Source organism: Dongia sp., from assembly GCF_041910485.1.
Lineage (GTDB): Bacteria > Pseudomonadota > Alphaproteobacteria > Dongiales > Dongiaceae > Dongia.
The window spans coordinates 21,994-35,484 of record NZ_JAYRQR010000033.1 but is presented as its reverse complement, the minus strand read 5'-3'; the positions used below and the strand labels follow the sequence as shown (position 1 = coordinate 35,484).

Annotated in this window: 13 protein-coding genes; 6 read left to right on the top strand and 7 right to left on the bottom strand. The window is 61.4% G+C overall.

Annotation, left to right across the window (positions count from 1 at the left end; all coding sequences use genetic code 11):
- Positions 1-194: 194 nt before the first annotated feature.
- A complete protein-coding gene (rlmH, locus tag ACE3PP_RS10020) occupies positions 195-665 on the bottom strand; it encodes a 23S rRNA (pseudouridine(1915)-N(3))-methyltransferase RlmH (RefSeq protein ID WP_374381348.1) in 471 nt (156 codons plus the stop codon).
- 122 nt (positions 666-787) lie between these two features.
- Here rlmH and ACE3PP_RS10015 point away from each other — a divergent pair, with 122 nt between their 5' ends.
- Positions 788-1,477 carry a DUF2272 domain-containing protein gene (locus tag ACE3PP_RS10015; RefSeq protein ID WP_374381345.1) on the top strand — a complete coding sequence of 230 codons (690 nt, stop codon included), beginning with the start codon at positions 788-790 and terminating at the stop codon, positions 1,475-1,477.
- 11 nt (positions 1,478-1,488) lie between these two features.
- Here the strand turns inward: ACE3PP_RS10015 and ACE3PP_RS10010 are convergent, their stop codons facing one another.
- Positions 1,489-3,030, bottom strand: coding sequence for a DHA2 family efflux MFS transporter permease subunit (locus tag ACE3PP_RS10010; protein ID WP_374381342.1), 1,542 nt, complete (start codon positions 3,028-3,030; stop codon positions 1,489-1,491).
- A 27-nt stretch (positions 3,031-3,057) separates the two neighbouring features.
- The gene (locus ACE3PP_RS10005) at positions 3,058-4,158 is read right to left on the bottom strand and encodes an HlyD family secretion protein (RefSeq protein WP_374381339.1); all 1,101 of its coding nucleotides are present in this window, start codon (positions 4,156-4,158) and stop codon (positions 3,058-3,060) included.
- A gap of 186 nt (positions 4,159-4,344) precedes the next feature.
- On the opposite strand from ACE3PP_RS10005, the gene ACE3PP_RS10000 reads away from it, so the two are divergent.
- Complete coding sequence (locus ACE3PP_RS10000) at positions 4,345-5,040, top strand: TetR/AcrR family transcriptional regulator (protein WP_374381336.1); 696 nt, start codon at positions 4,345-4,347, stop codon at positions 5,038-5,040.
- Here the strand turns inward: ACE3PP_RS10000 and ACE3PP_RS09995 are convergent.
- A complete protein-coding gene (locus tag ACE3PP_RS09995) occupies positions 5,037-5,534 on the bottom strand; it encodes a PAS domain-containing protein (protein ID WP_374381333.1) in 498 nt (165 codons plus the stop codon). The two genes, ACE3PP_RS10000 and ACE3PP_RS09995, sit on opposite strands and share 4 nt — an antisense overlap.
- Positions 5,535-5,802: 268 nt before the next feature.
- Between ACE3PP_RS09995 and ACE3PP_RS09990 the strand changes: the two genes are divergently transcribed.
- Positions 5,803-7,911 (top strand): methyl-accepting chemotaxis protein, encoded by a 2,109-nt coding sequence (locus ACE3PP_RS09990; RefSeq protein ID WP_374381330.1) that lies wholly within the window; start codon positions 5,803-5,805, stop codon positions 7,909-7,911.
- Between the two features lie 72 nt (positions 7,912-7,983).
- On the opposite strand, the gene ACE3PP_RS09985 is transcribed toward ACE3PP_RS09990, so the two are convergent.
- Complete coding sequence (locus ACE3PP_RS09985) at positions 7,984-9,153, bottom strand: MFS transporter (RefSeq protein ID WP_374381327.1); 1,170 nt, start codon at positions 9,151-9,153, stop codon at positions 7,984-7,986.
- Between the two features lie 266 nt (positions 9,154-9,419).
- Between ACE3PP_RS09985 and ACE3PP_RS09980 the strand changes: the two genes are divergently transcribed.
- Entirely contained in the window at positions 9,420-10,208 is a 789-nt protein-coding gene (locus ACE3PP_RS09980) for a substrate-binding periplasmic protein (protein ID WP_374381324.1), read from the top strand.
- Between the two features lie 26 nt (positions 10,209-10,234).
- On the opposite strand, the gene ACE3PP_RS09975 is transcribed toward ACE3PP_RS09980, so the two are convergent.
- On the bottom strand, positions 10,235-10,750 hold the full coding sequence (locus ACE3PP_RS09975) for a PAS domain-containing protein (protein WP_374381321.1): 516 nt from the start codon (positions 10,748-10,750) through the stop codon (positions 10,235-10,237).
- Positions 10,751-11,533: 783 nt separating this feature from the next.
- On the opposite strand from ACE3PP_RS09975, the gene ACE3PP_RS09970 reads away from it, so the two are divergent.
- Both ACE3PP_RS09970 and ACE3PP_RS09965 read left to right on the top strand, forming a co-directional pair.
- Positions 11,534-11,800, top strand: a complete 267-nt coding sequence (locus ACE3PP_RS09970; RefSeq protein WP_374381319.1) for a hypothetical protein — start codon at positions 11,534-11,536, stop codon at positions 11,798-11,800.
- Positions 11,801-11,878: 78 nt separating this feature from the next.
- Positions 11,879-12,529, top strand: coding sequence for a histidine phosphatase family protein (locus ACE3PP_RS09965; protein WP_374381316.1), 651 nt, complete (start codon positions 11,879-11,881; stop codon positions 12,527-12,529).
- Between the two features lie 6 nt (positions 12,530-12,535).
- Here ACE3PP_RS09965 and ACE3PP_RS09960 read toward each other — a convergent pair whose 3' ends face one another.
- Entirely contained in the window at positions 12,536-13,432 is an 897-nt protein-coding gene (locus ACE3PP_RS09960) for a LysR family transcriptional regulator (RefSeq protein WP_320501002.1), read from the bottom strand.
- Between the last annotated feature and the right edge of the window lie 59 nt (positions 13,433-13,491).

Genomic DNA, 13,491 nt, shown 5'->3' with positions numbered 1-13,491 from the left:
AGGAGGCTCGGATGGGTGGATATTTGTCAATTATTTCAGTTGATTGAGCTCCCGCAAACCCCTCATTCGTCATCCCCGGGCTTGGCCCGGGGATCAGGGGCGACTGGGCTCTGTTCTTCAGTTGTGGGCTGATGCCCGGCTCAAGCCCGGGCATGACGAATGGGACGGGGCATGGAGGATGCGGGAAAGGCCGCTCAATCCCGATGATAGGGATGCCCGGCAATGATCGTCTGGGCACGGTAGATCTGCTCCATCAGCAGGACCCGGACCAGCATGTGCGGCCAGGTCATGGCGCCGAACGACAGCAAGAGCCCGGCCTTGTCGCGGATCGTAGGGGAAAGGCCGTCGGCACCGCCGATGATGAAAGTCAGCTCGCTATAGCCCTGGTTGCCCAGCGCCGTGATCCTCTTGGCAAAATCGCGGCTCGCCAAATTCTGTCCGCGCTCATCGAGTGCGATGATGACGCGACTGGCAGCCCCCTTGGCCTGCAGGGCCTTTTCAATGAGGTCCGCTTCCGCCGCCATCAGCTCAGCACCGGCAAGGCCCTTTTTGGCCTCAAGCTCGACGATTTCGACCGGCCAGGGCAGGCGCTTCACATAGGTCTCGACCAGCGATTTCTCTGGGCCGGCCTTGGCACGGCCGAGAGCGATGAGGCGGATCTTCATAAGATGGGCGGCTTTCCGGGCGGTGGAAGGAGCGCGATGCGTACCGCTATAGTGCGACGGTTGCTCTTGAAGCTCAATGTGCCTACTGATCCCAACCGCCTGACCGAATGACAATGCGCCCCTTGCGATATCTACTGCCGCTTCTTCTCTCGCTGCTAGTGACCGCCTGTGCCGCTTCGCTGCCGCCACGGGTCCTGGCGCCACCGCAGGAGGTGCGCGGCAACATCCTGCGCCTTGCCGTCCAGGAGTGGCATGCGTTCGGTAGCCAGGTGATCTACCGCGCGGCGGACGGCCACGAAATCATCGATCCGGTTGGGCTCTGGGAAGATGACAGGGCCGGCTCCGCGCGCGTCGCTGAATACTGGCGGGCGGTCGGCACGGATTGGACGGGCTATGACGGCGACAAGCCTTGGTCGGCTGCGTTCATATCCTGGATCATGGCGAAGGCGGGCGTGCCGGATGGGGAAATGCCGCCGACGGCGACACACGCCCACTATCTGCGCTCGGCCATCGACAGTGCCGGCAAGGGTCATTGGCGGCCGCATCCGCCGGCCGACTATACGCCACGACCGGGTGATCTCATCTGCGCGACCCGGGCCGGGCAGAAGATCGACCGCTACGATCAGGTTCCAACCGGTGCGACGCTCCATTGCGATATCGTCGTTTCGGTCTCATCAAACGAACTGGAATCGATCGGCGGCAATGTGCGCAATTCGGTGACGCGCTCGAAACGGCTGCTCGGGGCCGATGGCCGGCTCGACACGAACCGCGACCGCCCCTGGTTTCTGGTGCTGGAAAACCTTTATCCCTGAAATCGGCGCGATCAGTGATCGGCCGCGGCCGGTGCGCCACGCGGGCGCTTCAGGATCGGCACCAGGATGATGGCGCTGAGGAAGATCGCGCTCAGCAGATATTGCGCGTCGGCCATCGTCAGCACTTCCGCCTGCACATAGACCGTGTTGGCCAGCATTTTGATGGCTGCATTATCGGTCATGCCGCCCATCATGCCGGCGATGCCGTGGCGGGCGTTCTCCAGGAAGCTCTGCACGACCGGATTCCCGGACGGCATGTTCTCGACCAGCCGTGTCCAATGCAGCGCCATGCGGTCATTCAATACCGTGTTGATGGCGGCAAGGCCGATGGCGCCGCCCAGATTGCGCATCAGATTGTAAAGGCCGCTCGCATTCTTGATGCGCTCCGGCGGCAGCGTGCCGAGGGCTGCGGCATTGATCGGGATGAACAGGAACATCAGCGCGAAACCGCGGCAGGCCTGCGGAATGAAGAATTCCCAGAAGCCCCAATCCGCCGTCATCAGCGATTGCAGATGTGTGCCGAGGCCGAACATGCCGAGTCCGAAGGCCAGCATCAGGCGCGGATCCAGGACACTGGCCAGGCGGCCGGCAATCGGCGCCGACATGAACTGGAAGGTGCCGGTCACGAACATGACGATGCCGATGTCGAGTGCCGTGTAATCGCGCACCCGCCCCAGGAACAGCGGCATCAGATAGGTCGACCCATAGAGGCCGATGCCGATGATGAAGCTGAAGGTCGAGCCGATCAGGAAGTTTCTGTTGGCAAAGGCACGGATGTCGACGATCGGCTGGCGATAGGAAAGAACGCGCCAGACGAAAAAGATGCCGGCGACGGCCGCGATGATGGCGAAGGTGAAGATCGTGTCGTCGTCGAACCAATCGTCGCGCGGGCCTTCTTCCAGCACGAATTCCAGGCTGCCGAGGAAAAGCGCCATCAGTGTCAGGCCCAGATAGTCGAAGCCCGGCAGCAGCGACCAATCCGGCTTGTCGAAATCGACCAGGGTCCAGACCGCCACGGTGACGATGGCGCCGGGCAGCAGGTTGGCGAGGAACAGCCAATGCCAACTCGAAATCTCGGTGATATAGCCGCCCAAGGTCGGCCCCAGGGTCGGCGCCATGGTGGCGACGAGGCCCATCAGCACCGACAGCATGTTGCGCTTCGAGGGCGGAAAGACCGTGTAGCAGGCCGCGAACACGGTGGGGATCATCGCGCCGCCGATAAAGCCCTGCAGGGCCCGGAATATGATCATCGAATTGATATCCCAGGCCAGCGCGCACAGCATGCTGGTGAGGGTGAATCCCGCCGCCGACACCGTGAAAAGAATGCGTGTCGACAGGAGGCGCGTCAGGAATCCGGACAGCGGAATCATCACCACTTCGGCGATGAGATACGAGGTCTGCACCCAGCTCGCTTCATCCGAACTGGCAGCGAGGCCCGCCTGGATGTCGGCGATCGAACTCGATACGATCTGGATGTCCAGGATCGCCATGAACATGCCGACGACCATGATCATGAAGCCGATCCAGTCGCGCCTCGTCAGCGGCCTTTCCATGATTCTGCGGGTCCGGCGTTTCGGCGCTTATTCCGGCTGCTTGGCCTTCGGTGCGGCGTTGGCCGCACCGAAGAGCCAGCCACCGGCCTGCGCCAGCGTGGGGGCCGCGACGCTGCCGGTATCGACTGCCACCTCGACCGAAAGGCCGGGGCGCAGCAGACCGTGTAGGGGCGAATTTTCCGGCAGGGCGATGCGCACGGGCACGCGCTGCACGATCTTGGTGAAGTTGCCGGTGGCGTTTTCCGCCGGCAGCAGGCTGAACTCGGCGCCCGAGGCCGGCGAGAAGCTGTCGATCGTGCCGGTCAGTTCCTGGCCCGGATAGGCGTCGATCTCGACCTTCACCTTCTGGCCCGGCTGCATGTGGCCGATCTGCGTCTCCTTGAAGTTGGCGACGACATGGACGTCGTTGGGAACCAGCGACAGAAGCTGCGTGCCGGGGCTCACGAACTGGCCGACGCGGACGGCCCGGTTGCCGATGACGCCGTCGATCGGCGCGCGGATGACGGTCTTTTCCAGATCGTTCTGCGCCAGCATCAAGGCGGCCTTCGCTTCGGCCAGCTTGGCGACCGCTTCGGCACGGTTGGCATTGAGGACGCCGATCTGCGCGCGTTCGGCCACCAGCTCGGCGTTGATGCGGCTCGATTCGGCTTCGGCTTTCAGCTTGTCGGCGGTGGCGTCGTCCATTTCCTGCGTGCCGATGATCTTGCCTGAGACCAGCTTCTTGTAGCGGTCGTACATTTGCTTGGCACGGTTGAGCTCGGCGCCGGCCGAGCCTTGCGCCGCCACCATCTGCGCGATGCGGGCGTTCTGATAGGTGATCTGGCTGTCGATCGTGGCGAGGCTCGCCTCGGCGCCGGCGACATTGGCTTCCGACTGCGCGACCTTGGCGCGGAAGTCGGAATCCTCGATGGTGATCAGCACGTCGCCCGCACGGATGGCCTGATTGTCACCGACGGCCACGGTCGCCACATAGCCCTCGATGCGGGGGCTGATGATCGAGATGTCGCCTTCGACATAGGCATTGTCGGTCGATTCGATGAAGCGCGCCGTCTGCCACCAATACCAGCCGCCCGACACCGCGGCGAGGGCGGCGAGGCTGACGACGGATCGCAGGATGAGCTTGCGCATGGGGTGATTCCTCATTCAAATTCGTGCCGGAAGGGGCCCGGAAAGGCCCTTTTCGACCGCCGGAATCGCCCCTTTTCAAGTGTTGAACTAGACTGTCCAGTTCAATTTTCATTGAAAATGGCTTGCCCTAGATTATCTGTCAAGGGTAAACTGAACCGATCAGTTTAGTTTTTGAGAATGAGCCGCATGACCAGCCAAATTGCCACACTCGCCGAAACTGATCCCGCCGGAAGCTGCTTCCAGCACCCGCGCGACCCAGAGACCGGCGAGGAGCTGCCGCAAAAAGCGGCCCAGGTCATGGAGGCGGGCTCCAAGCTCTTCACCGAGCATGGTTTTGCCGCCGTCAGCATGGATCAGGTGGCCAAGGCGGCCGGTGTGTCGAAGGCCACGGTCTATGCCCATTTCCAAAGCAAGGAGCAGCTGTTCATCGCCATCGTGCGGGCAGCCTGCCTCTCCTATGCCGAGAACGTCATGCCGGAGGTGCGTGACGCCCCCGACATGCGCGCGGCTTTGACCCGCATCGGCTATTCGATCGCCGGCTTCCTCACCGCCCCGCGTACATTGGCCGTCTACCGCGTCATCGTGGCGGAAGGTCCCCGTTTTCCCGAGCTGGCGCGGAGCTATTACGATATCGGGCCGCGCACTTTCAAACGCCTGCTCGCCAACTATCTCTTGGAGGCCCAGCAAAAGGGGCTGCTGAAAATTGAGAACGCGCGGCTGGCGTCCGATCAATTCTGCTCGATGGTGCGCGGTCCTCTTTACATGCCATTCCTGCTAGGTCTTGGCGACGATCCGGAAACGCTCCGGACCGATACTGTCGTCGAGGGCGCTGTCGAGGTGTTTCTGCGTGCCTATGGTCCCGATGTGAGGCCAGCGGCTTAGACTTGCTGCCGCAAGGTGTCCGGATCTAGGACCTTGAAGAAACTGTCAATCTTCTGACCATCCCGAGACAGCGGTGCGATCAACCTGACATAGGACCAAAGGCTGCCGTCGAGGTTGACATAGGTCCTTTCCGCGAGGCTCGGCAGGCCGAGCCGCGCAACCGTGAGCGCCGCGTCGACGACGTGACGAGCGTCGGCCGGCTCGAAGAAATCATCCGTCGTCCGGCCCTTCAATTCTCCACCATATTTCGCGCAGACTGCGGTTCCCGCCAGCCTTACCCTGAGCCTTAGCGGTGCTTCCTCGAGGTCAAGCAGCATCACGTAGGGCAGAAGACCCTTTGGCAGGGCGATCGGGTCGATCGAACGGGGCGCACGCGACCCGCGCGCTTGCAGCCATGTTTCGAGGGCGTCGGCAAGCGCCGGGTATTTGTTGATGTCGGTAAGCGCGATATCTCGGTGCTGACGCACGGATCGGCCGAATTCATACAGAGACATTGGGGGATCACTTTATAAGTTGACTCCACGATACGCTCACGGTTTCCGGCTGGATCAAGTTCTGGGACACATGATGGTGATATCTTCAAAGGAAAGAGCCTGTCGGTCCCAAATGCATCCAGCGGCGCTTTCAGGCTAGTGGTGTGTCGGCTTAGCGTTGAAATATGTCGAAAGATAAGTGGGCGGCTGTCAGGAATAAACTCTGTTAATCATTTGCGGCTAGCGTCGTGACCCGACTTGCAATTGCAACCGGAAGGTCTGTGAACTGATGATCGAGTGGCTGGCGCACGTTCATATCCGCACTTGGCTGCTGCTGGGATTCAGCAGCGTTTCCGCGCTGCTTGTCTTCGTGATCGCCGTCAATTTCTGGCAGGTGCGCAGCAGCGCCGACATCACCCAGCGCATGGTAGCGGAACGGCTGCCGACGACGATCGGCGGGAATGCTCTGGTCGGCAATGTCCAGAATTCACTGACGGCCTTGCGCGACTGGATGCTGACCGGCAACGAGACCTTCAAGAGTGACAGAGCCGACGTCTGGGTGCAGATCAAGGCCAACGTCAAGCAGGTCGACGCGCTGGCCGCCACTTGGCAGAACGCCGCCGACCGCAATGACTGGGACGCCGTCAAGAAACTGCTGGTGAGTTTTGCCGAGGCGCAAGGCAAGGTCGAAGCGCTGGCCAACAGCCAGGACGAACAGCCGGCCTTGAAGCTGATGAATGAGCAGGGCGAGAAGCTCATTCAAACCATCGTCAAGAGCGTCTCCGGCATGATGAATGAGGAATTCGCGCAAGCCGCCACGGAAGAGCGCAAGGAATTGCTCATCGCCCTTTCCGATTTGCGCAACGCCTTCTCGCTCGCACAAGCATCCTTGCGTGCCCTGGTGATGACGGGCAACGAGCAATTCCAGAAGGAGTTCGACAAGAATTTCAAAGTGACGGGGAGCCGCCTCAAGACCATCGAGAAGATGCAGGCACTCTTCACCGTCGGGCAGAAATCGGCCTTCAATACGCTGAAGTCCAACTACGACAAGTTCACGCCCCTGCCGGCGCAGATGATCGAGATCCGCAAGTCGCCATCCTGGAATCTGGCGCAGGAACAGCTCAACGGCACTGTGACGCCGCAGGCCAACCAGATTCTCGATCTTCTTTCGGGCCCGCGTGGCGAAGATGGTGTCCGGCGCGGTGGCCTTGTCGACCGGCAGCTGACTTTGCTGTCCGAGGACGGCAGCAGCGCGCTCAATTCGGCGCGCAATCTTGAGATCGTCATGCTGGTGCTGCTCGTGGTGGGCCTCGGCGCTGGTTCCGGCATCGCCTTCTGGGTCATCCGCGTCACCTCGCGCCCCATCGCGCGCATGACGAAGGTGATGGAAGAATTGTCGACCGGCAATCTTGAGGTCGCGGTGCCGGATACCGAACTCAGGAACGAGATTGGGGCCATGGCGCAGGCCGTCAGCGTCTTCAAGGACGGCATGATCCAGGCGCGCGACCTTGCAGCCCGGGAAACGGCGGCACAGGAGCGGCGGGAGGCACGTGCCAAGCGCATCAACAGCCTGACCCACGATTTCGAGGCCGCGGTGAGCGGTGTCCTGGAGACCGTCGCCAGCGCCGCCGAACGCATGCAGGGTACCGCCAACTCGATGACCGAAACGGCGAGCGACACCTCGGCCCGGGCTGGTGCCGTGGCGACGGCTTCGGCTGAAGCGACGACCAACGTGCAGACGGTGGCATCGGCCACAGAAGAATTGAATGCGTCGGTCGCCGAGATCTCGCGCCAAGTCAATGAATGTTCGCGCATCGCCAGTGACGCGGCGACCCAAGCCGAAGCCACGAATAAGCTGGTCGAAGGACTTTACGCGGCAGCCGACAAGATCGGTGCCGTCGTGCAGCTTATCAACGACATCGCCGGGCAGACCAATCTTCTGGCCCTCAACGCGACCATCGAAGCGGCGCGCGCGGGGGACGCCGGCAAAGGCTTTGCGGTGGTGGCAAGCGAGGTGAAGAACCTTGCTACCCAGACAGGCAATGCGACCGACGAGATCGCCGGCCAGATTCAGGCCGTGCAGAGCGCCACTTCGGAAGCGGTAGGCGCCATCCGTTCAATCGCCGGAACCGTTTCAAGCATCAACGAGATCGTCGGTACCATTGCTTCGGCGGTGGTGGAACAAGGTGCCGCGACCCAGGAAATCGCGCGCAATGTCCAGGAAGCTGCGGACGGGACCAACCAGGTCAACTCCAACATTTCCGGGGTCAATCAAGCGGCGGACATGACCGGCGTCGCGGCGCAGCAGGTGCTGAGCGCCGCCAAGGAGCTGACGCAAAAGTCGGATGAGCTGCGCCGCTATGTGCAGGACTTCCTGGAAGGCGTGAAGAGCGCCTGACCCAACTGACCAGATCCACTGCGTCCGCAGAATGAATTCTGGGGCGGAAACGAAGAGTCTTTCGGTTTGCGCCTAGGCGACGACCCGCCCGGCTTGGCGGTAGCTGCGTACTGCCTGCGCGGCGATGAAAACCACGAAGACTGCGAACAGTACGGCGGGGAAACCGTGCGGTCCGAAGAGATCCATGGCGGCGCCGCAAATGACGGAGCCGAGCAGGGCGCCAAATCCCCACATGGTGGAAAAGGCCGAGGTGCCGGCAATGAGATCGGGGCCGCGAAAGCGGTCGCCGAGTTCGGAGAGACCGACCGTGTAAATGCCAAAGCCGGCGGCACCGCTGACCAATATGAGCGGCCAGACGAAGATCGTGGTGATGGCAAACGGGAGCAGCGCGAGACACAGTGCTGCAACCAGGAAGCAGCCGATCATCGTCTTGCGCTTCGAGGTATGATCGGCGATCCAGCCGATCGGAATCTGGAAGAAGACGTTGCCTAAGGAAAGGGCGGTGATGGTGAGGGCGGCAACTCTCTCGCTCATGCCCATCTGCGCGCCGTAGACAGCGAGAAGGGCCAGCATGCCGCCGTCGAACATCGCGTGGACGCCGATGGCGACCAGCAACAGCGGCGCCTTCGCAAAGAAGGCGAAGATCGAGACGTGCGGGTCGTCTTCATTGCCGCCGGTGGCATCGGTCGACACGCGTGAAATCGGGATCGTCGCCAGGCACAGGACGACCGCCCCGATGATGAAGGGCAGATAGCTGCCGATACCGGTCCAGGCGACGATGATGGGGCCGACACCGAAGGTCGCTGAAATGCAGGTCGCATAGATGCCGACGACGCGCCCGCGGGCGCGACCCGATGCATTGGCGAGCACCCAGGCTTCACTCAAGGCAAAGAGGGTGGCGACGAAGACGCCCTGCGCCAAGCGGAGCGGAAACCAAGCGAGCAGACTGGGGAAAGTGGGATAGAGCAGGAAGACGGTCGCGGTGGCGAGGGCCATAACGATGGCGACGGGCTTGGCGCCGAAGCTGTGCGACAGCTTCGGGATGATCAGGCCGGCGATGAGAATACCGACCGGTGCCATCGCGGCGTTGAGGCTATTCACAGTCTCGCTGACGCCCCAACTGCGCATGGTAAGGGCGAGAAGGGGGAACATCTCTCCCAGCGAAAAGGCGAAGACGCACACGGCCGCGCAGGCGGCGATAAGATTGCGCCAGTTGATATTGTCTTCCGTATGGGTGTTCACGCGATGCTGCCCCTTTGATGTCGGGCGCACAGTGCCTGAAGCGTGAATCCGGTGCCAGCGCGATCCGCGCAATGCTACCCAGACTTGGCAGCAGCGCTCGCAATGCAATCACGGGCTGAGAAATCAGGTCATCTGGGGCTTATCTTGCACTGCACTGAGGCGCCAAACGCGATTGGCGCTGCACCCTGCGACGGGAAATTGCTACAATCGCGCGTCAATCCGATGGGGGTAAGATGATCGAGCGTCAATCCCGGGGCAGACATTGCGTGGCAAGTCTGCCTCTCATGCTTGCCTGCGTCGTTGCTATCGGTGCCGCTCTCGGTCCTGCGCCGGCGCGTGCCGCCTGTGCCAAGCTAATCGCGTCGGGCAATCCGGAATATCCACCCTATCTGTGGCGCGACAGCAGCGACGGCGCACACCTGGTCGGTGCCAATGCCGCCTTGATGCGGAAATTGTCCGAGCGAATCGGCTTGCCGATCGAAATGCGCTATATCGGCTCGTGGGCGCGCGTGCAGGAGGAGATGCGCAGCGGCCGCATCGATCTCATCGCAGGTGCGTTTCTGACCCGCGAACGGCTCGATTATATGGACTATGTCCATCCCATCATCGCGACGACACGTTCGGTGGTGATAACCGCACCGGGTGCCTCGTTCGGCTACAAGGAATGGTCGGATTTGGTGGGCAAGAAAGGCGTCACCGTCGTCAACAACAGTTTCGGCGAAGCCTTTGATCGATTTGCCGAGCAGAGTCTGACGATCGAGGAAGTGGCCAAGCTCGACAACGCGCTGCAGATGGTGGCGCACCATCGGGTCGACTATCTGGTCTATGAGGATGCACCAGCCCGTGCCTTTGCGGCGAGGCTCGGTATTACCGATCTCAAGGAAGCGGAAAACGCGATCAGCAACGAGGATCTCTATCTGACGCTGTCGCACAAATCCGCCTGCAACAGCGGCGCGTTGCGCGGAAAGCTCGCCAAGGCCATGCAGGATCTTGCTGCCGAAAAGACGATGGATGAGCTGATTGCCGCCGCCATCAAGGATTGGCAGCTGCACTGAGAATTTCTGGCGGAATTGAAAGCCGGTCAGCGCAATCTGGCGATCGGCAAGATATCGAGCGTGATGTCTTGGCCGAGTTGGAAATCTTCCAGCACGATGCATTTTGAAAGAGCCCCCTCGGTATCCAGCAGGGGACAAATGACGTATTCCGTCCGCAGGGCGCGCTTGCCCTGGATCTCGTATTCCGCGATGCCGGCGCCGGGCTGCCGATGATCCCGCACCTGCCGATAGAATGAGAGCAGATCGTCTTCGGCAAATTTGTCGAGTTCAATCTCATCGAGATAGCGTCCGGTGATCTCCAGTCCCGTGAAGCGGACGACCTCGGTTCCCACCAGCCGGTAGAACACGCGCAAAGGCTCAGGCGTCAGATCCACCAGCATCAGGTAGGGTAGCAGCGGCTTTAAGTCGGCCGGTTCGATTTGGGTGCGGAAGGGCACGCCTTCCCCGGCAAGTCGTCGCCAATAGTCCAGCAATTGGCGGAGACGTGGGGAGGTCAGGCTGGAATCGATCTGCGTGCCGACGAGACGGAACCAACTGCCCATGATGTTGCGAGTGTACCCGGATCCTGGCGCCCCACCAGTGCAGAGCCGAAGGACAGCGTCCGGAAATTCAGACAGGGATAAAGTCCCCAGCCGGCTCGGGGCGATCCGACCGAAAGTGTCCAAGATGCCGGCCCAAAAGAAAATCGCCGGGCCACAAGGGCCCGGCAAGTTAAACAGGGAGGCTTTACGTCTGGGAGACGTAGGGTCCGAAGACCCCATCCGGGCATCGCGCCCGAATTCAATGTGAAGCTATCGCTTCGAAACTCGTTACCGGATCACTCTGTCAGCCAAATATGGCGCCATCGTGACCATTTCAACCACCCCGGGGATTAATCGGACCCCTGTCTCTTTTGTGCAACAGTGTGGCTGACCGGCACGGGCGCAGAATAGAGGATTTGCCCGAGCCCACCAGAGTCAAATTCACAGACGGGTTATGCAGCGACTGCATATCGCTTGATATCAAATATTTCAAATAGTTATCATCAATGCTGCATCGCGGAATGTGAGCTCGTGCGAATCTGTCGCAGGCCCCGTGATTGCACCTTTCGCGGGTTTCTGACAGCGCAAGCACTGTTGCACCGGGATTTCTCTAGCGAGTCGGCAGGGTTTGCAAGGCGCGACGTGCATGTCGCGAAAGGGCAGAAATGCCTGAAATTGCTGCATTGCGGTGCCGCTTTTGCGGGCGCGATAACGCGTGCTTGCGGTAACCCTGGCATTGCCAGCGGATCGCCCAATCCTATCTTTAGAGGGCGCCAATACCTGACATCGCGGGAGCTGCTTTCAATGATCTACCTTGTCGCCCTCGTCTTTCCGCCGCTGGCGCTCTTGCTGTATGGGAAAATTTTCCAGGCCATTCTCAACCTCCTCATCTATGTCCTGGCCTGGGTTGTGTTCATCTTCAGCCTTTTCCTTGGCGGATCGCCAGGCTTCGTCCTGTGGATGATCGCGGCGCTGCATGCGATTCTCGTCGTCAACGATGCGCGCAAGAATGCGCGGGCCGCCGCCTTGCTGGCCGGCGGGCGGTCGCCATCCACTATTTCGGAGATCTGACCCCGAAGTGTCAGGCAGCGGTCACATCGTTCGGCTAGGAACACGGGCTTAAGCGAGCCCGATTTTTCCGAGATGTCCATGCGTTCGACTTCCATTTGGGTACGACGCTGCCTGCCCCGTACTTGGCAAATCGCTCTCTTGCGCAGTATCGCCGGCATTGCCGGTGTCCTCGCTCTGGCCTGCGCTGCAATGGCCATCGATGAAGAGTTGGATGAAGCACAGGCTATTCGCGCTCTGCAGGAGGGCGGGCATATCGTCTATCTGCGGCACGCGGCCCGCAGCGGCGGGCCGCGCGAGAACCTTGATCGATGGTCCAGCGCCGCCCAGTTCGCCGATTGCAGCCATCAGCGCAATCTGACACCGGAGGGCCAGGACCAGGCGCGGCAGCTCGGCGACTTTTGGCGACGCCTGCATATTCCCGTCGAGCGGGTGATCGCCAGCGCGCAGTGCCGCACGCGCGATACGGCGATCCTTGCCTTCGGTGCCGCGGAAACCGACCCGCGGCTGTTCGACCTCGATTTCGTGCGTCGTTTGTTGGCGGAGCCGGCACCGGCCGGCAAGAACAGGATCGTTGTCGGGAGCGATGCCCAACTTCGCGAACTCACCGGGGTTGAACTCGGATATGCCGAGGCAGCGTTGGTGAAGGGCGACGGTAAGGGCGGTATCAGCGTGGTGGCGCGCCTCGAACTCGACGATTGGGCGGATGCGGCCGAACCCGGTTGGTGGTGAGCCGCTTCAGCTCTGCATCTTGCTTTCGGCGACTTTCCTCAACAGGAAGTCACGGAAGACCTGGATGCGCTTTGAATTGCGAAGCTCTTCCGGATAGACGAAATAGGCGTCGATGCGCGGACCCTGGAGTTCGGGGAGGACGCGCACGAGGCTGGTCCCTTCCGTGATCATGAATTCCGGCAGGCTCGCGAGCCCCAGGCCCGACTGCACCGCACGCAGGATCGCGTAGACCGAATTGACGCGCAGAATCGGCCGGCGCGGCTTGTCCTTGCGGGTGCCGGCACGCAGCAGCCAATCGATATCCTCGACCGGCGGGCGCATGTCGTTGCCGTAGACGATGACCCGATGCTGGTCGATATCTTCTGGTACTTTCGGAATGCCGTGGCGCTTCAGATAGGAAGGCGCGGCATAGATGTTGAGATGCACCGTCATCAGATGGCGCTGGATGAGTTCCGGCTGGCGTGGCGGTGCCATGCGGATGGCGACATCGGCCTCGCGCATCGAAAGATCGAGCTCGCGGTCCTCCAGCACCAGATCCACCTCGACATCCGGATAGAGGTCGATGAATTCGAGCAGGACGGGGGTGAGCCAGGATGAGCCGAAAGCCTGCGTCGCCGTCACCTTTAGCTGGCCTTTGGGGCGGTCCTTCGATTCAGCCAATTGCGCTTCGGCCATCGCGAGCTTCGAGAACACTTCATGAGCGGTGCGATAGAGCAATTCGCCCTGTTCGGTGAGGATGAGGCCGCGGGCATGGCGGTGGAAGAGGGCGACGTTGAGGCTCTCCTCGAGCGAGGAGATCTGGCGCGAAACAGCCGACTGGCTGAGGTTCAGCACCTCACCGGCATGGGTGAAGGAGCCGGCCTCGGCCACGGCGTGGAAAATTCTGAGCTTGTCCCAATCCATCGACATCTGATTTCACCGGTGGCGGTTGTCCGCAATGTCCGGTGTCCCCTTTCAAAGCT

Bases quoted from the DNA above. Each gene is read 5' to 3' on its own strand.
- ACE3PP_RS10005 (WP_374381339.1), bottom strand. From the start codon at position 4,158: ATGCGCAAGCTCATCCTGCGATCCGTCGTCAGCCTCGCCGCCCTCGCC.
- ACE3PP_RS10010 (WP_374381342.1), bottom strand. From the start codon at position 3,030: ATGGAAAGGCCGCTGACGAGGCGCGACTGGATCGGCTTCATGATCATG.
- ACE3PP_RS09965 (WP_374381316.1), top strand. From the start codon at position 11,879: ATGCGTTCGACTTCCATTTGGGTACGACGCTGCCTGCCCCGTACTTGG.
- ACE3PP_RS09975 (WP_374381321.1), bottom strand. From the start codon at position 10,750: ATGGGCAGTTGGTTCCGTCTCGTCGGCACGCAGATCGATTCCAGCCTG.
- ACE3PP_RS09995 (WP_374381333.1), bottom strand. From the start codon at position 5,534: ATGTCTCTGTATGAATTCGGCCGATCCGTGCGTCAGCACCGAGATATC.
- ACE3PP_RS10000 (WP_374381336.1), top strand. From the start codon at position 4,345: ATGACCAGCCAAATTGCCACACTCGCCGAAACTGATCCCGCCGGAAGC.
- ACE3PP_RS09960 (WP_320501002.1), bottom strand. From the start codon at position 13,432: ATGGATTGGGACAAGCTCAGAATTTTCCACGCCGTGGCCGAGGCCGGC.
- rlmH (WP_374381348.1), bottom strand. From the start codon at position 665: ATGAAGATCCGCCTCATCGCTCTCGGCCGTGCCAAGGCCGGCCCAGAG.
- ACE3PP_RS09970 (WP_374381319.1), top strand. From the start codon at position 11,534: ATGATCTACCTTGTCGCCCTCGTCTTTCCGCCGCTGGCGCTCTTGCTG.
- ACE3PP_RS09990 (WP_374381330.1), top strand. From the start codon at position 5,803: ATGATCGAGTGGCTGGCGCACGTTCATATCCGCACTTGGCTGCTGCTG.